The organism is Streptomyces sp. NPDC040610, assembly GCF_055594065.1.
In genome coordinates this window covers 60584-80274 of the sequence record NZ_JBVIXA010000007.1, presented here as the reverse complement: position 1 = coordinate 80274, position 19691 = coordinate 60584, and the positions used below count along the sequence as shown (strand labels likewise).

Below are 19691 nucleotides of genomic sequence, written 5' to 3'. Positions count from 1 at the left end.
ACAGGGGGGGGAAGGTGCATGGCCCCGCGCAGGTGATCCTCGTGTGCTCCGCGCTGTTCGCCCGCGCCAATGAGATCCTCTTGGAACTTGGCATTGTCGGGGCGGTCCCCCCCCCCCGCCGCCTGACCACCGCGACCCGCGCCCTCATCGACGGCCAGGCGCAGGACATCTCCTACGAGCACCGCGAGCGGGTCACCGTCGAGGAGTGCCTGGAGATGGAGGGCAACAAGACGGGCGCGCTGCTCGCCTGCGCCTGCTCCATCGGCGCGGTCCTCGGCGGCGCGGACGACAAGACCGCCGACACCCTGGAGAAGTACGGCTACCACCTGGGCCTCGCCTTCCAGGCCGTCGACGACCTGCTCGGCATCTGGGGCGACCCCGAGGCCACCGGCAAGCAGACCTGGAGCGACCTGCGCCAGCGCAAGAAGTCCCTGCCCGTGGTCGCCGCGCTCGCCGCGGGCGGCCCGGCCTCCGAGCGGCTCGGCGAGCTGCTCGCCGCCGACGCCAAGAGCAACGACTTCGACAGCTTCTCCGAGGAGGAGTTCGCCGCGCGCGCCGCCCTGATCGAGCAGGCAGGCGGCCGCGAGTGGACCGCCGAGGAGGCGCGACGGCAGCACGCCGTCGCCATCGAGGCCCTGGACGCGGTCCAGATGCCGGACCAGGTGCGGGCGCAGCTCACCGCGCTCGCCGACTTCGTCGTCGTACGAAAGAGATGATCACTATCGGCCCCAACTGAATCGCAGTCGCCGGCCTGTGTCCCTCCAGGGCCCCGGCCGACGGCGGACCCAGCAGAGATGAAGCACTGCGTAGAAGGGGAAGCCATGACAGCGACGACCGACGGAAGCACCGGAGCGGCAACGCCCCGAGCGGCCTCGGCCACCGGAACTACCGACACCACTCCCGCGGCTCCCGGCGCACTGGGTGCCGCGGCCCGCGCCATAGAACGGTCCACACAATTCCTGTTGTCCCGCCAGGACGCCCAGGGGTGGTGGAAGGGCGACCTGGAAACCAATGTGACCATGGACGCCGAGGACCTGTTGCTCCGTCAGTTCCTGGGCATCCAGGACGAGTCGACGACCAGAGCCGCCGCGCTGTTCATCCGCGGCGAGCAGCGCGACGACGGCACCTGGGCCACCTTCTACGGCGGCCCCGGCGAACTCTCCGCCACCATCGAGGCGTATGTGGCGCTGCGCCTGGCGGGGGACGCCCCCGACGCGCCGCACATGGCCAGGGCGTCCGCCTGGATCAGGGAGCGGGGCGGCATCGCCTCGGCCCGGGTCTTCACCCGTATCTGGCTCGCGCTCTTCGGCTGGTGGAAGTGGGACGACCTCCCCGAGCTGCCGCCCGAACTCCTTTATTTTCCCAAGTGGTTCCCGCTCAATATTTACGACTTCGGCTGCTGGGCGCGGCAGACCATCGTGCCGCTCACCATTGTCTCGGCCAAGCGCCCGGTGCGTCCCGCGCCCTTCCCGCTGGATGAGCTGCACACCGACGCGAGCGCCCCGAATCCCGCCAAGCCCCTTGCCCCGGTGGCGAGTTGGGACGGCGTCTTCCAGCGCATGGACAAGGCGCTGCACGTTTATCACAAGATCGCTCCGCGTGGTGTGCGCAAGGCCGCGATGAACAGCGCCGCGCGCTGGATCATCGAGCGGCAGGAGAACGACGGCTGCTGGGGCGGCATCCAGCCGCCCGCCGTGTACTCCGTGATCGCGCTGCACCTGATGGGCTACGACCTCGACCACCCGGTCCTCAAGGCGGGCCTCGCCTCCCTGGACCGCTTCGCCGTGTGGCGTAAGGACGGCGCCCGGATGATCGAGGCCTGCCAGTCGCCGGTCTGGGACACCTGCCTCGCGGCCATCGCCCTCGCCGACGCCGGGGTGCCCGCCGACCATCCGCAGCTGGTCAAGGCCGCGGACTGGATGCTGGGCGAGCAGATCGTCAGGCCCGGCGACTGGTCGGTGCGCAGGCCGGGACTGACCCCCGGCGGCTGGGCCTTCGAATTCCACAACGACAACTACCCCGACATCGACGACACCGCCGAGGTCGTCCTCGCGCTGCGCCGGGTCGCGCACCCGGACAAGCCGCGCCTGGAGAACGCCATCGAGCGCGGCGTGCGCTGGAACCTCGGCATGCAGTCGAAGAACGGCGCCTGGGCCGCCTTCGACGTCGACAACACCAGCTCCTTCCCCAACCGCCTGCCGTTCTGCGACTTCGGCGAGGTCATCGACCCGCCCTCCGCCGACGTCACCGCGCACGTCGTGGAGATGCTCGCCTACGAGGGGAAGTCGCGCGACCCGCGCACCCGGCGCGGCGTGGAGTGGCTGCTTGCCGAACAGGAGGCGAACGGCGCCTGGTTCGGGCGCTGGGGCGTCAACTACGTCTACGGCACCGGGTCGGTGCTGCCCGCGCTCGTCGCCGCCGGGCTGCCCGCTTCGCACCCGGCGATCCGGCGCGCGGTCGCCTGGCTGGAGTCGGTGCAGAACGACGACGGCGGCTGGGGCGAGGACCTGCGCTCCTACCGCGACGAACAGTGGATCGGGCGCGGCGCGTCCACGGCGTCGCAGACCGCCTGGGCGTTGCTCGCGCTGCTCGCGGCGGGGGAGCGGGACGCCAAGTCCGTGGAGCGCGGCGTCGACTGGCTGGTGCAGACGCAGACCGAGGACGGCTCCTGGGACGAGCCGTACTTCACCGGCACCGGCTTCCCCTGGGACTTCTCGATCAACTACCACCTCTACCGGCAGGTCTTCCCGCTGACCGCGCTCGGCCGGTACGTCAACGGAGAGCCGGCCATCGGCGGCTCCGGCAAGGGGGGCTGATGGCCGCAACCCCGGCGCGGCCGGGCCCCGCACCGCTCCTCGTCGCCTGTGCGCTCGGCATCGAGCACCTCGCCCTGCGCACCGGCGACCGGGGCGGCGCGAGCGGCCCCATGACCGTCCTCAGGACGGGCATGGGCACGCGGGCCGCCGAGCGTGCCGTGGCGGGGGCGCTCGACACCCCCTCCCTGCACGACGCGGCCGTCCTGGCCACCGGCTTCTGCGCCGGGCTCGCCCCCGGCATGCACCCCGGTGACCTGGTCGTCGCTGAGGAGACCCGCCACGACGGCGGCGCCACCTCCTGCGTCGGCACCGAACTCCTGGTCGAGGAGCTGGTGCGGGCGCTGCCCCGCCGTACGGTGCACACCGGGCCGCTCACGGGCTCCGACCACGTCGTCCGCGGCCACGAACGCGGCGATCTGCTCGCCACCGGCGCCATCGCGGTCGACATGGAGTCCGCCGTCACGCTGCGCACCGCCGTGACGGCCGGGCCCCGCCCTGTTGCCGCCGTCCGGGTGGTCGTGGACGCCCCACAGCACGAACTCGTACGAATCGGCACGGTGCGCGGTGGAATATCGGCCTTCCGCGTTCTCCGTGCCGTGCTTCCCGCTTTCTTCGAATGGCACCGTTCTTCGCTGCTCCCCCGGAGGTGAGCCAGATGGTCATGCCGCTGCGTCAGTCGATCAAGGTCGCTACGTACCTGATGGAACAGAAGCTGCGCAAGCGGGACAAGTTCCCGCTGATTGTCGAGTTGGAACCGCTGTTCGCGTGCAACTTGAAGTGCGAGGGGTGCGGCAAGATCCAGCACCCGGCCGGGGTGCTCAAGCAGCGCATGCCGGTGGCCCAGGCCGTGGGCGCCGTGCTCGAGTCCGGTGCGCCGATGGTGTCAATCGCCGGTGGCGAACCGCTGATGCACCCTCAGATCGACGAGATCGTGCGGCAGTTGGTGGCCAAGAAGAAGTACGTCTTCCTTTGCACCAATGCCATGCTGCTGCGCAAGAAGATGGACAAGTTCAAGCCCTCGCCGTACTTCGCGTTCGCCGTGCACATCGACGGGATGCGGGAGCGCCACGACGAGTCGGTGGCGAAGGAGGGGGTGTTCGACGAGGCGGTCGCGGCCATGAAGGAGGCCAAGCGGCGCGGCTTCCGGGTGACCACCAACTCGACCTTCTTCAACACCGACACCCCGCAGACGATCATCGAGGTGCTCAACTTCCTCAATGACGAGCTGAAGGTCGACGAGATGATGCTGTCGCCCGCCTACGCCTACGAGAAGGCGCCCGACCAGGAGCACTTCCTCGGTGTCGAGCAGACCCGCGAGCTGTTCAAGAAGGCCTTCGCGGGCGGCAACCGGCGACGCTGGCGGCTGAACCACTCGCCGCTGTTCCTCGACTTCCTCGAGGGCAAGGTCGACTTCCAGTGCACGGCGTGGGCGATCCCCAACTACTCGCTCTTCGGCTGGCAGCGCCCCTGCTACCTGATGAGCGACGGGTACGTCCCCACGTACCGGGAGCTGATCGAGAAGACCGACTGGTCCAAGTACGGCCGCGGCAAGGACGAGCGGTGCGCCAACTGCATGGCGCACTGCGGCTACGAACCGACGGCCGTGCTCGCCACCATGGGCTCCCTGAAGGAGTCCCTGCGGGCCATGCGCGAGACCGTCAACGGAAACCGCGGGTGACGTCATGAGCCCTGGAGCGCCCGTCGCGTTGGGCCTCCCTGAGCTGCCGGTCCGGCCCCTCGCCGAGCGCCGCGTCTCGCGGCGCATCGAGGTCGGACCGGTGGCCGTGGGGGGCGGCGCGCCGGTGTCGGTGCAGTCGATGACGACGACGCGTACGTCGGACATCGGGGCGACGTTGCAGCAGATCGCGGAGCTGACGGCGTCGGGGTGCCAGATCGTACGGGTGGCGTGTCCGACGCAGGACGACGCGGACGCGCTCGCGACGATCGCGCGGAAGTCGCAGATCCCGGTGATCGCCGACATCCACTTCCAGCCGAAGTACGTGTTCGCGGCGATCGACGCGGGGTGCGCGGCGGTGCGCGTGAACCCCGGCAACATCAAGCAGTTCGACGACCGGGTGCGGGACATCGCGCGGGCGGCGAACGACGCGGGCACCCCGATCCGCATCGGCGTCAACGCGGGATCGCTGGACGCCCGCCTGCTGAAGAAGTACGGCAGGGCGACGCCCGAGGCGCTGGTCGAGTCGGCGCTGTGGGAGGCGTCCCTCTTCGAGGAGCACGGCTTCCGGGACATCAAGATCTCGGTCAAGCACAACGACCCGGTGGTCATGGTCAACGCCTACCGGCAGTTGGCCGCCGCCTGCGACTACCCGCTGCACCTGGGAGTCACGGAGGCCGGTCCGGCGTTCCAGGGGACGATCAAGTCGGCCGTCGCCTTCGGCGCGCTGCTCTCCGAGGGCATCGGCGACACGATCCGCGTCTCCCTGTCGGCCCCTCCGGCCGAGGAGGTCAAGGTCGGCATCCAGATCCTGGAGTCGCTGAACCTGCGCCAGCGCCGCCTGGAGATCGTGTCCTGCCCCTCGTGCGGGCGCGCCCAGGTCGACGTGTACAAGCTGGCGGACGAGGTGACGGCGGGGCTCGACGGCATGGAGGTGCCGTTGCGGGTCGCGGTCATGGGGTGTGTGGTGAACGGGCCGGGTGAGGCGCGCGAGGCCGATCTGGGTGTCGCGTCCGGCAATGGCAAGGGCCAGATCTTCGTCAAGGGCGAAGTCGTCAAGACCGTGCCCGAGTCGAAGATCGTCGAGACCCTCATCGAAGAGGCGATGAAGATCGCCGAGCAGATGGAGGCCGCAGGCGTCCCGTCCGGGGTGCCCGACGTCACAGTGAGCTGAGAACGAACCAGTAAGGGGGCCCGAGCATGACCATTCTGGAGACGATCCGGGGGCCGCGCGACCTGAAGGCGCTGACCGAGGCCGATCTTGCCGAACTGGCGGAGGAAATACGGGAGTTCCTGGTGCACGCGGTCGCCAGGACCGGTGGCCATCTCGGGCCCAACCTGGGCGTGGTGGAGCTCACCATGGCCCTGCACCGGGTCTTCGAGTCGCCGCACGACCGCATCGTGTGGGACACCGGCCACCAGAGCTATGTCCACAAGCTCCTGACCGGGCGTCAGGACTTCTCCAAGCTGCGCGGCAAGGGCGGCCTGTCCGGCTACCCCTCGCGGGAGGAGTCCGCGCACGACATCGTCGAGAACAGCCACGCGTCGACCGCACTCGGCTGGGCCGACGGCCTCGCCAAGGCCCGTGACGTCCTCGGCGAACGCGGGCACGTCGTCGCCGTCATCGGGGACGGGGCGCTCACCGGCGGCATGGCGTGGGAGGCGCTGAACAACATCGCCGCCGCCAAGGACCAGCCGCTGATCATCGTCGTCAACGACAACGAGCGCTCGTACGCCCCCACCATCGGTGGTCTCGCCAACCACCTGGCCACCCTGCGCACCACCGACAGCTACGAACAGGTCCTGGCCTGGGGCAAGGACGTCCTCCAGCGCACCCCCGTCGTCGGCCGCACCCTGTACGAGTCGCTGCACGGCGCGAAGAAGGGCTTCAAGGACGCCTTCGCGCCGCAGGGCATGTTCGAGGACCTGGGCCTGAAGTACGTCGGGCCGATCGACGGGCACGACACCAAAGCCGTCGAGTCCGCGCTGCGCCGCGCGAAACGCTTCCACGGGCCCGTGCTCGTGCACTGCCTCACCGAGAAGGGTCGCGGCTACGAACCCGCGCTCGCCGACGAGGCCGACCGCTTCCACACCGTCGGCGTGATGGACCCGCTCACCTGCGAGCCCCTCGCCCCGTCCAACGGCCCCTCCTGGACCTCGGTGTTCGGCGACGAGATCGTCCGCATCGGCGCCGAGCGCGAGGACGTCGTGGCGATCACGGCGGCCATGCTGCACCCGGTGGGCCTCACCAAGTTCGCCGAGGCCTACCCGGACCGGGTGTGGGACGTCGGCATCGCCGAGCAGCACGCCGCGGTCGCCGCCGCCGGGCTCGCCACCGGCGGCCTGCACCCCGTCGTCGCCGTCTACGCCACCTTCCTCAACCGCGCCTTCGACCAGCTCCTGATGGACGTCGCGCTGCACCGCTGCGGGGTGACGTTCGTCCTCGACCGCGCCGGGGTCACCGGGCCCGACGGCGCTTCCCACAACGGCATGTGGGACCTGTCCGTCCTCCAGGTCGTCCCCGGCCTCCGCATTGCCGCGCCGCGCGACGCCGACCAGCTGCGCACCCAGCTGCGCGAGGCCGTCGCCGTCGACGACGCGCCGACGCTGCTGCGGTTCCCCAAGGAGTCGGTGGGCCCCTCGATCCCGGCGGTCGACCGCGTCGGCGCCATGGACGTGCTGAGCCGCGGCCCCCAAGAGGGAGAGGGCACGACCGCCGATGTGCTGCTCGTCGCCGTCGGAGTGATGGCCCCGGTGTGCCTGGGCGCCGCCGACCTGCTGCGGGAGCGGGGGATCAGCGCCACCGTGGTCGACCCGCGCTGGGTCAAGCCCGTCGACCCGGCGCTGCCCCCGCTGGCGGCGGAGCACCGGCTCGTCGCGGTCGTCGAGGACAACAGCAAGGCCGCCGGGGTCGGCGCGGCCGTCGCACTGGCCCTCGGCGAGGCCGAAGTGGACGTTCCCGTACGGCGGTTCGGCATCCCCGACCAGTTCCTCGCGCACGCCAAGCGCGGCGAGGTGCTCGCCGACCTCGGGCTCACCCCCGTCGAGATCGCCGGGAGCATCAGCGCGACCATCGCGCGCCGGAACGCCACCGGCGCCGGCGCGCCGGAGCAGGCCGGTCCCACCGGCACCGAGAGAGCCGGTGCGGCCGGCGAGGAGAACCGAGCATGACCAGCATGAGCAAGGAGTTCGACCTCGGCCGACTGCTCGCCGAGCGCGGCGGCGAACGGTACGAACTGCATGCGCGCCACCTGAACCACCAACTGCCGCGCATGCTGCACACCATCGGCTTCGACAAGGTCTACGAACGCGCGGAGGGCGCCCACTTCTGGGACGCGGACGGCAACGACTACCTGGACATGCTTGCCGGGTTCGGCGTCATGGGCCTCGGCCGCCACCACCCGGTCGTACGCAAGGCGCTGCACGACGTCCTCGACGCCTCCCTCGCCGACCTCACCCGCTTCGACTGCCAGCCCCTCCCCGGCCTGCTCGCCGAGCGACTGCTCACCCACAGCCCGCACCTGGACCGGGTGTTCTTCGGCAACAGCGGCACCGAGGCGGTGGAGACGGCCCTGAAGTTCGCCCGGTACGCGACCGGGAAGCCGAGGGTGCTGTACTGCGCGCACGCCTTCCACGGGCTGACCACCGGGTCGCTCTCCGTCAACGGCGAGGACGGGTTCCGCGACGGCTTCGCGCCGCTCCTGCCGGACACGGCGGTCCCGCTCGGCGATCTGGACGCCCTGCGCCGGGAGCTGCGCAAGGGCGACGTCGCCGCGCTGATCGTCGAGCCCATCCAGGGCAAGGGCGTGCACGAGGCGCCCCCGGGCTATCTGCGGGCCGCCCAGGACCTCCTGCACCAGCACAAGGCGCTCCTCATCGCCGACGAGGTGCAGACCGGCCTCGGCAGGACCGGCGCGTTCTACGCCTACCAGCACGACGAGGGCGTCGAGCCGGACCTGGTCTGCGTGGCCAAGGCGCTGTCCGGCGGCTATGTGCCGGTCGGCGCCACCCTCGGCAAGGACTGGATCTTCAAGAAGGTCTACTCGTCCATGGACCGGGTCCTGGTGCACTCGGCGAGCTTCGGGGCCAACGCGCAGGCCATGGCGGCGGGGCTCGCGGTCCTCGCCGTCATGGACGACGAGGGGACCGTCGCGAACGCGCGGGCGACGGGGGAGCTGCTCAAGTCCCGGCTCGGGGCGCTTGTCGACAAGTACGAGCTGCTCAGCGATGTCCGTGGCCGCGGCCTGATGATCGGCATTGAGTTCGGCAGGCCGAAGTCCCTGAAGCTGCGCAGTCGTTGGACCATGCTCCAGGCCGCACGCAAGGGCCTGTTCGCGCAGATGGTGGTCGTGCCGCTGCTGCAGAAGCACCGGATCCTCACCCAGGTCTCCGGCGACCACCTGGAGGTCATCAAGCTCATCCCGCCTCTGATCATCGGGGAGCAGGAGGTCGACCGTTTCGTGACGGCGTTCACCGACGTCATGGACGAGGCGCATGGAGGCGGCGGGCTGATCTGGGACTTCGGCAGGACGCTGGTGAAGCAGGCGGTGGCGCATCGGTGAGTTTTGCCTCTGGGGCAACAAAATTGCCTCTCGGGTAAGGCTCTGGCTCAATCGACGGTATGAGCCCTGCCACCCCGGACGACGGTGAGGCGGCCGACGCGCTGCCCGCCGTCGCGCCCCAGCTCCGTGAGCTGCGCCGCCGCGCCGCCCTGACCCTGGAGGCCGCCGCCCGCGCGGCCGGGCTCTCGCCCGCGCACCTGTCCCGCCTGGAGACCGGCCAGCGCCAGCCGTCCCTGCCGATGCTGCTCGCGCTCGCTCGTACCTACGGTACGACGGTCTCCGAGCTCCTCGGCGAGACCCCCGCCGACCGGCACTCCGTCGTCCGCGCCCCCGCCATGGAGCCCACGGCGGCCGGCGGCTGGACGTACTGGCAGGCGGGCGCCCCCGGCCGGGGGATGCAGGCGCTGCGGGTGCACGTCCCGCACGGCGCGCAGGGCGACATCGTGCGGGTCCACCCGGGCGAGGAGTGGCTGTACGTCCTCACCGGGCGGCTGCGGCTCCGGCTCGGCGACACCGCGTACACCCTCGCTCCGGGCGACAGCGCGCACTTCGACTCGCTGACCCCGCACCGGATCGCCGCCGCGGACCACGGCGGCGCCGACCTCCTCTTCGTCCACACCTTGCTGCAGAGCCCGGCCACCGCGCTGTGCCTCGGCGGCCCCACCCAGGGAGACCGACATGACGGAATCTGAGCAGCCGCGGCAGGCCGGGCCCGAGCAGACGGCGCAGCCCGAGCGCCGCATGGTCCTGCAGGAGAAGTTCCCGCGCGCCCTGTGGGTGCGGCTGATCATCTATGTGGCCGTGGGCCACGTGTTCGCGTTCTTCGTCTATCTGCTGTTCGTGCTCGGCGGCAAGAACCAGTAGGGGCGACGGGGCCTCCGGGCCAGGAGGCCGGTCACGTCAGTCGAGGAGCCGCTCGCGCAGCCGCTCCCGTGTCTGCGGCGTGACCCCGAGGCCCCGCGCCAGATACGTCTCGGTGTTGCCCCAGGTCAGGTCGATGGTCTCGAAGGCCGCCGCCAGATACTCGGCGCGGGCGTCGAACAGCGGGCTCAGCAGCTCCATGACCTCGGGGGACATCGCGTCCGGCGAGGTGCTGCTGCGGTGCACCTTGTAGCGGCGGTGCGCGGCGTTCGACTCCAGGTAGTCCGCCTCGATCGCCTCGCGCTCCACGCCGACCGCGAGCAGCGTCACGGCTATGGACAGGCCCGCCCGGTCCTTGCCCGCCGCGCAGTGCATGAGCGCGGGCACGCTGTCCTCGGCGAGGGCGTGCAGCACCCGGCTGTGCTCGGCCGTGCGCTCCTTGATGATCGTCCGGTACGAGTCCGACATCCGGCCCGCGGCCTTGCCGTCGGACAGGACCGAGCGCAGCTGGTCCAGATCGCCGTCGCGGACCATCTTCCAGAACTCGGCCCCGTCGGCCGGGTCGGTCAGCGGCAGATTCACATTGCGCACGCCCGGCAGCGCCACGTCCGGGCCCTCCAGGCGCTGGTCGGCGGCGTTGCGGAAGTCGAAGATCGTGTGCAGGCCCAGGGAGCCGAGGAACGTGGCGTCGGTGTCCGTGGCGTGCGCGAGGTGACCGCTGCGGAAGAGCACGCCGTGGCGCACCCGGCGGCCGTCCACCGTCGGCAGTCCGCCCACGTCACGGAAGTTGCGCACGCCGGCCAGCTCGGGCTCGGTCGACGGGACCTGCTGCGTCACGGGGTCTCCTCATGCTCGGGGGCGGCTTCGCGCGACCTCGCGGGCGCCGAGGCCCGCAGGTGGTTGCGCCTTCGACGATACGACACGGGTTCCTGAGGCAATCAGTCCTGGTGCGGGGGTGCCCGGAGGCGCGTACGGGGGCGCGTCAGGGTGGCGTACGCGGGAGGTGCGCGGGCGTTGCCCCGGTGGTCGTATGGGCTCGAAGATGTGCGTACGCGCGCGTGCCTGTTGAGATCTGTTTCCGTATCTGTGGAGCTCTGGGGGTTCGATGATCGAAATCGGCGCTGACGGTCGGACGTGGCTCCTCTCCGGGCCCACCAGCAGCTACGCGCTGCGCCTCACGGACCGCGACGAGCTGCTGCACCTCCACTGGGGCCCGCGGATCGCCCTGGCCGACGCCGAGGCCCTCGCGGCGGCTCCGGCACCCCCGGAGCGGCCCTTCGAGTCGTGGCTCGACGGCCGCGAGGAGTATCCGGTGGAGGGCGGGCCACGGTTCGTGCGGCCCGCGCTGTCGGTGCGCGGCGGCGGGGTGCGCGGGACGGAGTGGCGGTTCCTGCGGTGGGCCGAGGGCGCCGACGACGAGCTCCAGCTGTACTTCACCGACGCCGTGCACGGCCTCCAGATCACGCTGTCGTACCGGATGTGCGCTGACGTCGTCGAGCGGTACGCCACCCTCAGCAACCAAGCACCCGCCGGATCGCCGGAGTTGGAGGTCCTGCGCGCCGACTCCGCGACCTGGACCCTGCCCCTGCGCGAGAGCTGGCGGCTGTCGCAGCTGCACGGGCGCTGGGCGGCGGAGTCCCGGCTCGTACGGTCGCAACTCACGTACGGAGAAAGGGTGATCGGCAGCCGCCGCGGGCACACCGGGCATCAGCATCTGCCCTGGGTGGCGCTCGACGCGGACGGTGCCACCGAGGAGCGCGGCGAGGTCTACAGCTGCGCGCTCGCGTGGTCCGGGTCGTGGCGGATCTCGGTGCACCAACTCCCGGACGGGGCCGTGCAGATCACCGGCGGCAGCGGGCACGACGACTCCGGGCAGACGCTGCTCCCGCCCGGCACAGCGATCGCCACGCCGGTCTTCGCGGGGCTGTGGAGCGACGGCGGATTCGGCGGGGCGAGCCGGGCCTGGCACGCGTACCAGCGCGCGCGGGTGATCCCGGACGCGGACGAGGTGCGGCCGGTGCTCTACAACTCCTGGGAGGCAACCGGCTTCGACATCTCCGAGGAACAGCAGCGGGCGCTCGCCGGGCGGGCCGCGGCGCTCGGCGTGGAGCTGTTCGTCGTCGACGACGCGTGGTTCGGCGCGCGCGTGTCCGACCGGGCCGGGCTCGGCGACTGGACGCCCAACCCCGACCGCTTCCCCGGCGGGCTCAAGCCGCTCGCCGACGAGGTGCACGCCCTCGGCATGCGGTTCGGGATCTGGGTCGAGCCGGAGATGGTCAACGCCGACAGCGACCTGTACCGCGTGCACCCCGACTGGGTGCAGCACCACCCCGGCCGCGCCCGCACCGAGTTCCGCAACCAGCTCGTCCTCAACCTCGCCCGCCCCGACGTACAGAACCACCTCTGGGAACAGCTCGACGCCCTCCTGTCCAGCGCGCCCGTCGACTACGTGAAGTGGGACTTCAATCGCTGCTTCACCGACCCGGGATGGCCCGGCGAGCCCTACCCGCAGCGCCTGTGGGACGGCCACGTGCACGCCTTCTACGACCTGGTGGACCGGCTGCGGGCCGCGCACCCCGGCGTGGCCTTCGAGTCCTGCTCGGGCGGCGGCGGCCGGATCGACCTCGGCGTCCTCGCCCGCGCCGACCAGGTCTGGACGTCCGACAACACCGACCCGCTGGACCGGCTCGCCATCCAGCACGGATTCAGCCAGATCCACCCCGCGCGCGTCATGGCCGCCTGGGTCACCGACAGCCCCAACACCCAGCTCAACGGGCGCGTCAGCTCGCTGCGGTTCCGCTTCGTCAGCGCGATGGCGGGCGTGCTCGGCGTCGGCGGCGACCTGACGCGGTGGAGCGACGACGAGCTCGCCGAGGCGCGCGGCTGGGTGGAGCTGTACAAGGAGATCAGGCCCGTTGTGCAGCTCGGGGAGCTGTACCGGCTGCGGGATCCGGACGGCGGGCTCTGCGCGGTGCAGTACGTCCTCGGGGACGAGGTCGTCGTCCTCGCCTGGCTTCCGGCGCAGGCGTACGGGCAGGAGACACCGCCGGTGCGGCTGCGGGGGCTCGACCCCGCGGCCGCCTATGTGTGCCGGGAGACGGAGGCGGTGCACCGCGGCGCCGTCCTGCTGCACCACGGGCTGGTCACCGGGCTGCGGGGCGACCTGGACGCGGCCGTGTTCCGGCTCCGGCGGATCGCGGACCTCGCGGACGTGGCTGACGTCGCTGACGGCGCAGGCGCGTATTCCGGGTTGGCGCAATCTTGACCGGTGGCTTATCTCACCCCTCGTCAACCCCTTATTACGATGGCGTAGGTCACTTGTCGCCAGGAAAGATGTGACGACGTGACAGCAGAGTCGACACACTTCATCAAAAACACACCCACGGACACTTTCACCTCCTACGCAGCGGTCGGCGACAGCTTCACCGAAGGCGTGGGGGACCCCGGACCCGACGGCACCTTCGTCGGCTGGGCAGACCGGCTCGCCGTCCTCCTCGACGACCGCGTGCCCGAGCACTCCTTCCGGTACGCCAACCTCGCCGTGCGCGGCAAGCTCCTCGACCAGATCGTCGCGGACCAGGTGCCGCGCGCCAAGGAGCTGGCACCCGACCTGGTCACGTTCGCCGCGGGCGGCAACGACATCATCCGGCCCGGCACCGACCCCGACGAGGTCGCCGAGCGCTTCGAGCGCGCCGTCGCCGACCTCGCGTCCGCCGTCGGCACCGTCGTCGTCACCACCGGCTTCGACACCCGGGGCGTGGCGCTCCTCAAGCATCTGCGCGGCAAGATCGCCACGTACAACGGCCATGTCCGCGCGGTCGCCGACCGGTACGGCTGCCCGGTCCTCGACCTGTGGTCCCTGAAGTCCGTGCAGGACCGGCGGGCCTGGGACGACGACCGCCTCCACCTGTCCGCCGAGGGGCACACCCGGGTGGCCCTGCGGGCCGCCCAGGCCCTCGGCATCGAGGTGCCCGCCGACCCGGAGCAGCCCTGGCCGCCGCTGCCGCCGCGCGGTCCTCTGGAGGAGCGGCGCGACGACATCCACTGGGCGCGGGAGCACCTGGTGCCGTGGATCGGGCGGCGGCTCCGCGGGGAGTCCTCGGGCGATCATGTGGCCGCGAAGCGCCCGGACTTGATGCCGCTGTAGGCGCCCGCCCCGGGCGGTCGGGCTCGACCGGTGAGGTGACAGGGCGGGAGTGGCGGACCCGTGCGCGGGCGCGCGAGTGCTGGGATGACGGCCAGCCGTCCCCTCGGGGGCGGATGACCGGCCCACCGGAAGGACTCCCACCATGTCCGCAGCTCCGCGCCCGCCCGCCCGCGACGGGGAACCAGGTCCGACCTCGACCGATCTGGGTGGGCCCTCGGGCGGGCGCCCGGGTGCGGCCCCTCGCGGCCTCCCCTTCGGCGCCCCCGCCCGCTCCCCGCGTGCGCGCGCATCCCTGCGCGCCCTCACCGCGGCCGTCGTCGCGCTCGCCGCGCTGGGCCTGCCGTCGGCGCTCGCCACCCCCGCCGTGGCCTCTGCGCCCGCCCAGGCCCTGGCCTCGTCCGCCCCGGCTCAGGCCTCCTCAGTGTCCGTCCCGGCCGCCACCGACCCGACCCCCACCCCGTCCACCGTGACCGTCACCGGCACCGGCTCCGCGAGTGCCGCCCCCGACCTGGCGGTGGTCGGCATGGCCGTGGAGGTCACCGCGCCGACGGCCGAGAAGGCCCTCGCCGCGCAGCACGCCGCCGCGAACGCGCTGCTCGGTGCCCTGCGCGGACAGGACGTCGCCGAGCGGGACGTCCGTACGGACAGCCTGGAGCTTTCGGCCGTGTACGAGGACGGTGGCGGGGCGTCCAAACTCACCGGGTACCGGGCCGCCCAGAGCTTCAGCGTGAAGGTGCGTGAGCCGCATCGCACCGGGCGGGTGATCAAGGCGGCGGTGGCCGCGGCGGGGGATGCCGTACGGGTCAACGGGGTGAGCTTCGACCTCGCCGACGCGCGTCCCCTGCGGGCCAAGGCCCGTGAGGCGGCGCACGCGGACGCCCACTCCAAGGCCGAGCACTACGCCGCCCTGACGGGCCGCGACCTCGGCCGCCTCGTCTCCCTCACCGAGGCCGAGTCCGGCAACCCTCGCCCCCTGACGGTGTCCCCGTCGGCCTTCACCAAGCAGGAGGGGGTGCCGGTGGCGCCGGGGGAGATTCAGGACAGTGTGTCTGTGGTGGCGGTGTATGAGTTGCAGTGAGGGGGGTGGTGGGGGCCCGGCCGGGGGCTCTCCCCAATCCCGCCCCTTCCCGAAACCGGGGCTCCGCCCCAGACCCCGCTCCTCAAACGCCGGAGGGGCTACAAAGTGCGCTACAGCGCCGGAGGGGCTAGGAAGTGTGCCGGTAAGTATCAGCCCGCCTGGCGTTTGAGGACGAGGCGCGGAGCGCCGATCGGGGGAGGACTGGCCGACCCGGACGGGACAGCCACCCCCGGGGTCCAGGGGCGGAGCCCCGGTTTCGGGGAAGGGGCGGGACTGGGGCGCCCCGCGAGGGCCGAGGGGCGGTGTGGCTCAGGGTTTCAAGTCCGCCGGGGACAAGCCCAGTTCGCAGGCCAGGGCTTCGTCCGCCCAGGCGCGGGTCCGGGCTCGGGACACCGAGCCGGGGTAGGCGGTCACCTGGACGGCGAGGCCGTCGAGGAAGGCGGTCAGGCGGAGGGCGGCCGCGTGCGGGTCGGGGCAGCGGAACTCACCCGCCACCACGCCCTCGGCGATCACCTCGGCGAGCGCCGCCTTCCAGCGCCGGTCAAGATCCCGGGTGACGGACCGCAGCGCGGGCTCCCGCAGGGCCGACGCCCAGCCCTCGATCCACAGCCGCCACCCCTTGGCAGGCCCCGTCGGCGCGTACCAGCGCACCGCCGCCCGCAACCGGCGCACCGCCGACGTGCGACGGCCCAGGACCTTGTGCAGCTGCGCCAGATCACCCTCGGCGGCATGCGCGAACGCGGCGGCGACCAACTCGTCCTTGGTCGAGAAGTGGTACAGGACGAGCGCGTTGCTCACCCCTTGCGCGGCCGCGACGTCCGCGATGCGCACGGCCGCCACACCGCGTACCTCGATCTGCTCGACGGTGGCGGTCAGCAGCTCCACCCGCCGCTCCGCCACGCTCAACCGCACTCTTGTCACGCCGTGCACCCTACCTACGCGCGTCCCCCAGGACGTATGCGCGGCAGGCACGGCGCAGGGCCCCTCGCGGGTCTCAGGGCGCCGCGCGCGGCGCGTACCAGCCGAAGCGGTCTGTGATCTGAGGGAGGCGGTCCGCGGCCAAGGCGTGTGCGGCGGCACGCGGTGTCGTACCGTCCTGGCGCGCCCGGGCCAGGACCTGGCCGACCAGGGCCCGCATGGCGCGGCGGGTGTGCGCGAAGGCCTCGTCGGCCATGGCCCTCCCGGAGGCCCGCGCCGCGGACGTGGCGCCGATGTCGCCGAACAGCGTCCACCACCACCAGGCGTTGGTCGCGGAGTTGACCAGCACGTCCGGCAGGACCGTGACCCCGCGCGCGGTGAGCAGCCGCTCCGCCTCGGGAAGGACCGGCATGTTGGCCGCCTCCGCGATCCAACGGGCGCGGATCCGGTCCTGGTCGGCGGGGTCGATCGCGTACGACACGGCCGCCGGTACGAGGACCTCCGCGTCGGCCGACAGCCAGGCGTCGTCGGGGAGTTCACGGTCGGCGGGGCGCAGCGCCGCGCGGTCGAGGGTGCCGTGGGCGTCGCGGGCGGCGAGGAGCGACTCCACGTCCAGGCCGTCGGGGTTGGCGACGGTGCCCTTGATGTCGGCCACCGCCACGACCGTGAGCCCGGCCCGGGCGAGGAAGCGCGCGGTGGCGCCGCCCATGGTGCCGAACCCCTGCACGGACACACGCGCGCCTGCGGGGGCCGTGCCCGCCGTGTCGAGCGCGGTGAGCACGGACTCCGCGACACCGCAGCCCCCGACCAGCGCGTCGAGCCCGACACCGTCGACCTCGACGGCGAACGCGTCCGCGAGCCGCCGCCGGGCCGCCGCCTCGTCGTCGAGGAGCGGGTAGACGGCCTGCACGCAGGAGGTCAGACCGGCCTCGGCGGCGGCCCGGTCGACGAGGTCCTGGGTCAGGCCCAGGTCCTCGCCCAGGGTCCAGGACTCCGCGATGTGGGGGCGCATCGCCCGCAGATAGCGCACGAGCACGTCGTACGCCGCCGGGTCCCGCGGATCGCAGTCGATGCCGCCCTTGGCGCCGCCGAGCGGGATGTAGCGGGCCCGGGGGTCGTAGTGCAGGGCCTCCTTCATCGTCATCCCGCGCGCGAGCCCGGCGACCTCCTCCAGGGTGCAGCCCGGCCGCATCCGCAGGCCCCCGCTGCACACGCCGCGCACCAGCCGGTCGATCACCAGGAAGCCGCGTCGGCCGGTGACGTGATCGGTCCAGGTGAGGGACAGGTGGGGCGGGGTCGGCGGGGGCGCGGACGGCCGGGGTGCGGCGGGGGTGGGCATGGGGGTGCTCCTGCGGTCTGCCGATCGTCGGCTCCTGGCTACTGACCGATCAGTCAGTAGTGCTAGTACACCACGGGGCTCCGTCGCCCGGATCCTCACGCCGCGGGCCGTGGCCTCCCAGCGGGCGCGTCCCGCAGGTCGCAGGACTCCTTGAAGCCCTGACTGGTCAGCCCCATCGCGGAGTTGAACCGCGAGCGCATGTTCTCGACGGCCACCATCATGGTCAGCTCCACGAACGCGGCCTCGCCGAGGCGGCCGAGCAGCCGGGCGGAGAGTTCGTCGTCGACCTCCGGCGGATTCGCGGTCATCGCCTCCGCGTACGCCATGACGTCCCGCTCCAGCGGTGTGTAGATGTCGCTGTCGCGCCACAGCGGTACGTCGTGCAGCTTGCGCGGGTCCATGCCGCGCCGGTTGCCCTCCCAGTGGCCGAAGTCCATGCACCAGGCGCAGCCGATCGCCGCCGCCGACGTCATCTCGGCCAGCATCTTCAGGTCCCCGTCGAGCTTGCCGAACTTGGCGACGGACTGCTCGAAGCGCAGGTAGGACCAGAGCACGCGGCTGTTGTGCGCCATCGCCTTCCCCGGGTCGAGGACCTTGCCGTAGGTGCGCTTCGAGTACCACTCCATGGCGCGGAAGAAGAGGGTGCGGGGCGGGGTGAGCGAAATGCGGGCCATGGGGGCCACCTCCGGGGCGTACGCGGCGTGGTTTCGCCGTCTCGTGGAGGAGACGGAGCGAGGGTGCCCGGATGTGACATCGGGGCCGGAAGCGGCCTGGTGGGGGCCGTGCCGCCGGGCCCCGGCGGCCCTTGTCGGAGGTGGCGCACATAATGGGGGGAGCCTGAGCAATCCTGTTTCTGGAGGTGCCGTGTCCCGGTTCTCGAGCCCCCGGCTCCGTTCACTGCGGCCCGCCGCCTTCGGGGCGGATCCCGCGGGAGAGCGGCTGGCGCGCATCCAGAGATCGCCGCACTTCGCGAACGGCTCGTTCCAGAACCCGCTGGGCGCCCGGACCAGGCCGTCCGGGTCCGCCCTGGAGTTCGCCAAGATCTACTTCCGCAAGGAGGAGCGGGTCCATCGCACCCCCTCCGACCCGATCCCGGTGCACGCGACGACGCTCGCGGACCTGGCCAGACCCCCGGCGAGCGGCCTGCGGCTCACCTGGATGGGGCACTCCAGCGTCCTCGCCGAGATCGACGGACGCCGGGTGCTCTTCGACCCCGTGTGGGGCGAGCGGTGCTCCCCCTTCGCCTTCGCCGGGCCGAAGCGGCTGCATCCGGTGCCGGTGCCGCTCGCGGCGCTCGGCCCCGTCGACGTGGTCGTGATCTCCCACGACCACTACGACCACCTGGACCTGCCCAGCATCAAGGCGCTCGCCGGTACGGACACGGTGTTCGCGGTGCCGCTCGGCGTCGGCGCCCACCTGGAGCGCTGGGGCGTGCCCGCGGACCGGCTGCGCGAGCTGGACTGGCACGAGTCCACGGACGTCGGCGGCCTGACCCTGACGGCGACCCCCGCGCGCCACTTCTGCGGGCGCGGCCTGCGCAACCAGCAGCACACGCTCTGGGCGTCCTGGGCCGTGCGCGGCCCCGAGCACCGTGTCTTCCACAGCGGCGACACCGGCTACTTCCCGGGGTTCAAGGAGATCGGCGCCCAGCACGGCCCGTTCGACGCCACGATGATCCAGATCGGCGCGTACTCCGACTTCTGGCCCGACATCCACATGCGCCCCGAGGAGGGCGTACGCGCCCACCTGGACCTCCAGGGCGGCGCACCGCACGGCGTCCTGCTGCCCATCCACTGGGGCACGTTCAACCTCGCGCCGCACCCCTGGTCCGAGCCCGGCGAAGGCACCCTCGCCGCCGCCCGCGCCGAGGACACCGCCGTCGCCCTGCCGATCCCCGGCGAGCCCTTCGAGCCCTCGTCCGACGACATGCCCGCGGCCCCCTGGTGGCGTGCGGTCGCCCGGGCGCCGCAGGGTGCCGCGGCCGACGCCGCGAGGACGTGCGGACGGAAGAAGCCGACGACGCCGAACGCGCCGGGGCACGAGGTCGCGGAAGTCGGCTGACCGCGGGATCGGTGAGCGAGCCGACCCGGACTCCGTCCCGGGCCTCGGCCCGCCCCGGAGCGGACATCCGTGCCGTTCCTCGCGCACCCGTACGAGCGTTTTCGCGCAGCCGTGCGACGCGTCATACCAGAGCGGGACCCCTGCCACCGGAGTTTGTCAACTGCCCACCGCACTTGATGCGGTGACGACTACCGTGTGTGGCCGTCGGGCGACGCAGGGATCACATCACGGCCT

General features: G+C 72.1%; 17 protein-coding genes. 13 read left to right on the top strand and 4 right to left on the bottom strand.

Annotated features, from left to right (window positions below; genetic code table 11):
• The first annotated feature begins 74 nt into the window (after positions 1–74).
• From ACZ6AA_RS24125 to ACZ6AA_RS24085, 9 genes are all read left to right on the top strand, one after another.
• Entirely contained in the window at positions 75–716 is a 642-nt protein-coding gene (locus tag ACZ6AA_RS24125; protein WP_471460200.1) for a polyprenyl synthetase family protein, read from the top strand.
• Positions 717–821: 105 nt separating this feature from the next.
• Positions 822–2816: a squalene--hopene cyclase gene (shc, locus tag ACZ6AA_RS24120; RefSeq protein WP_468455003.1), complete on the top strand. Its 1995-nt coding sequence runs from the start codon at positions 822–824 to the stop codon at positions 2814–2816.
• Positions 2816–3466: a phosphorylase family protein gene (locus tag ACZ6AA_RS24115; RefSeq protein WP_471459894.1), complete on the top strand. Its 651-nt coding sequence runs from the start codon at positions 2816–2818 to the stop codon at positions 3464–3466. The genes shc and ACZ6AA_RS24115 overlap by 1 nt, the downstream gene beginning before the upstream one ends.
• 5 nt (positions 3467–3471) lie before the next feature.
• Complete coding sequence (gene hpnH, locus ACZ6AA_RS24110; protein WP_468455007.1) at positions 3472–4494, top strand: adenosyl-hopene transferase HpnH; 1023 nt, start codon at positions 3472–3474, stop codon at positions 4492–4494.
• A gap of 4 nt (positions 4495–4498) precedes the next feature.
• Entirely contained in the window at positions 4499–5665 is a 1167-nt protein-coding gene (ispG, locus tag ACZ6AA_RS24105; protein ID WP_471459892.1) for a flavodoxin-dependent (E)-4-hydroxy-3-methylbut-2-enyl-diphosphate synthase, read from the top strand.
• Positions 5666–5691: 26 nt separating this feature from the next.
• Positions 5692–7662, top strand: a complete 1971-nt coding sequence (dxs, locus tag ACZ6AA_RS24100) for a 1-deoxy-D-xylulose-5-phosphate synthase (RefSeq protein ID WP_471459890.1) — start codon at positions 5692–5694, stop codon at positions 7660–7662.
• Positions 7659–9053 carry an aspartate aminotransferase family protein gene (locus ACZ6AA_RS24095; RefSeq protein WP_471459888.1) on the top strand — a complete coding sequence of 465 codons (1395 nt, stop codon included), beginning with the start codon at positions 7659–7661 and terminating at the stop codon, positions 9051–9053. Before dxs ends, ACZ6AA_RS24095 begins: the two co-directional genes overlap by 4 nt.
• Positions 9054–9112: 59 nt before the next feature.
• Positions 9113–9745: a helix-turn-helix domain-containing protein gene (locus ACZ6AA_RS24090; RefSeq protein WP_468455015.1), complete on the top strand. Its 633-nt coding sequence runs from the start codon at positions 9113–9115 to the stop codon at positions 9743–9745.
• Between the two features lie 49 nt (positions 9746–9794).
• A complete protein-coding gene (locus ACZ6AA_RS24085; protein WP_033264300.1) occupies positions 9795–9917 on the top strand; it encodes a DUF6126 family protein in 123 nt (40 codons plus the stop codon).
• Between the two features lie 36 nt (positions 9918–9953).
• On the opposite strand, the gene ACZ6AA_RS24080 is transcribed toward ACZ6AA_RS24085, so the two are convergent.
• Entirely contained in the window at positions 9954–10751 is a 798-nt protein-coding gene (locus ACZ6AA_RS24080; protein ID WP_468455017.1) for a tyrosine-protein phosphatase, read from the bottom strand.
• Positions 10752–11019: 268 nt separating this feature from the next.
• Here ACZ6AA_RS24080 and ACZ6AA_RS24075 point away from each other — a divergent pair, with 268 nt between their 5' ends.
• From ACZ6AA_RS24075 to ACZ6AA_RS24065, 3 genes are all read left to right on the top strand, one after another.
• Positions 11020–13179 (top strand): alpha-galactosidase, encoded by a 2160-nt coding sequence (locus ACZ6AA_RS24075; protein ID WP_471459885.1) that lies wholly within the window; start codon positions 11020–11022, stop codon positions 13177–13179.
• A gap of 78 nt (positions 13180–13257) precedes the next feature.
• Complete coding sequence (locus ACZ6AA_RS24070) at positions 13258–14061, top strand: SGNH/GDSL hydrolase family protein (RefSeq protein WP_468455022.1); 804 nt, start codon at positions 13258–13260, stop codon at positions 14059–14061.
• 142 nt (positions 14062–14203) lie between these two features.
• Positions 14204–15139 carry an SIMPL domain-containing protein gene (locus ACZ6AA_RS24065; protein WP_471459883.1) on the top strand — a complete coding sequence of 312 codons (936 nt, stop codon included), beginning with the start codon at positions 14204–14206 and terminating at the stop codon, positions 15137–15139.
• A 309-nt stretch (positions 15140–15448) separates the two neighbouring features.
• Here ACZ6AA_RS24065 and ACZ6AA_RS24060 read toward each other — a convergent pair whose 3' ends face one another.
• From ACZ6AA_RS24060 to ACZ6AA_RS24050, 3 genes are all read right to left on the bottom strand, one after another.
• Positions 15449–16060, bottom strand: coding sequence for a TetR/AcrR family transcriptional regulator (locus ACZ6AA_RS24060; RefSeq protein ID WP_471459881.1), 612 nt, complete (start codon positions 16058–16060; stop codon positions 15449–15451).
• A gap of 73 nt (positions 16061–16133) precedes the next feature.
• Positions 16134–17396 carry a Glu/Leu/Phe/Val dehydrogenase dimerization domain-containing protein gene (locus ACZ6AA_RS24055; protein ID WP_471459879.1) on the bottom strand — a complete coding sequence of 421 codons (1263 nt, stop codon included), beginning with the start codon at positions 17394–17396 and terminating at the stop codon, positions 16134–16136.
• A 95-nt stretch (positions 17397–17491) separates the two neighbouring features.
• Entirely contained in the window at positions 17492–18070 is a 579-nt protein-coding gene (locus tag ACZ6AA_RS24050) for a carboxymuconolactone decarboxylase family protein (RefSeq protein ID WP_471459877.1), read from the bottom strand.
• Between the two features lie 190 nt (positions 18071–18260).
• On the opposite strand from ACZ6AA_RS24050, the gene ACZ6AA_RS24045 reads away from it, so the two are divergent.
• The gene (locus ACZ6AA_RS24045) at positions 18261–19457 is read left to right on the top strand and encodes an MBL fold metallo-hydrolase (protein WP_468483702.1); all 1197 of its coding nucleotides are present in this window, start codon (positions 18261–18263) and stop codon (positions 19455–19457) included.
• Positions 19458–19691: the final 234 nt, after the last annotated feature.

Coding starts and splice junctions, on each gene's coding strand:
- shc (WP_468455003.1), top strand. CDS start 822: ATGACAGCGACGACCGACGGAAGCACCGGAGCGGCAACGCCCCGAGCG.
- ACZ6AA_RS24115 (WP_471459894.1), top strand. CDS start 2,816: ATGGCCGCAACCCCGGCGCGGCCGGGCCCCGCACCGCTCCTCGTCGCC.
- hpnH (WP_468455007.1), top strand. CDS start 3,472: ATGGTCATGCCGCTGCGTCAGTCGATCAAGGTCGCTACGTACCTGATG.
- ispG (WP_471459892.1), top strand. CDS start 4,499: ATGAGCCCTGGAGCGCCCGTCGCGTTGGGCCTCCCTGAGCTGCCGGTC.
- dxs (WP_471459890.1), top strand. CDS start 5,692: ATGACCATTCTGGAGACGATCCGGGGGCCGCGCGACCTGAAGGCGCTG.
- ACZ6AA_RS24095 (WP_471459888.1), top strand. CDS start 7,659: ATGACCAGCATGAGCAAGGAGTTCGACCTCGGCCGACTGCTCGCCGAG.
- ACZ6AA_RS24090 (WP_468455015.1), top strand. CDS start 9,113: ATGAGCCCTGCCACCCCGGACGACGGTGAGGCGGCCGACGCGCTGCCC.
- ACZ6AA_RS24085 (WP_033264300.1), top strand. CDS start 9,795: ATGGTCCTGCAGGAGAAGTTCCCGCGCGCCCTGTGGGTGCGGCTGATC.
- ACZ6AA_RS24075 (WP_471459885.1), top strand. CDS start 11,020: ATGATCGAAATCGGCGCTGACGGTCGGACGTGGCTCCTCTCCGGGCCC.
- ACZ6AA_RS24065 (WP_471459883.1), top strand. CDS start 14,204: ATGTCCGCAGCTCCGCGCCCGCCCGCCCGCGACGGGGAACCAGGTCCG.
- ACZ6AA_RS24055 (WP_471459879.1), bottom strand. CDS start 17,396: ATGCCCACCCCCGCCGCACCCCGGCCGTCCGCGCCCCCGCCGACCCCG.
- ACZ6AA_RS24050 (WP_471459877.1), bottom strand. CDS start 18,070: ATGGCCCGCATTTCGCTCACCCCGCCCCGCACCCTCTTCTTCCGCGCC.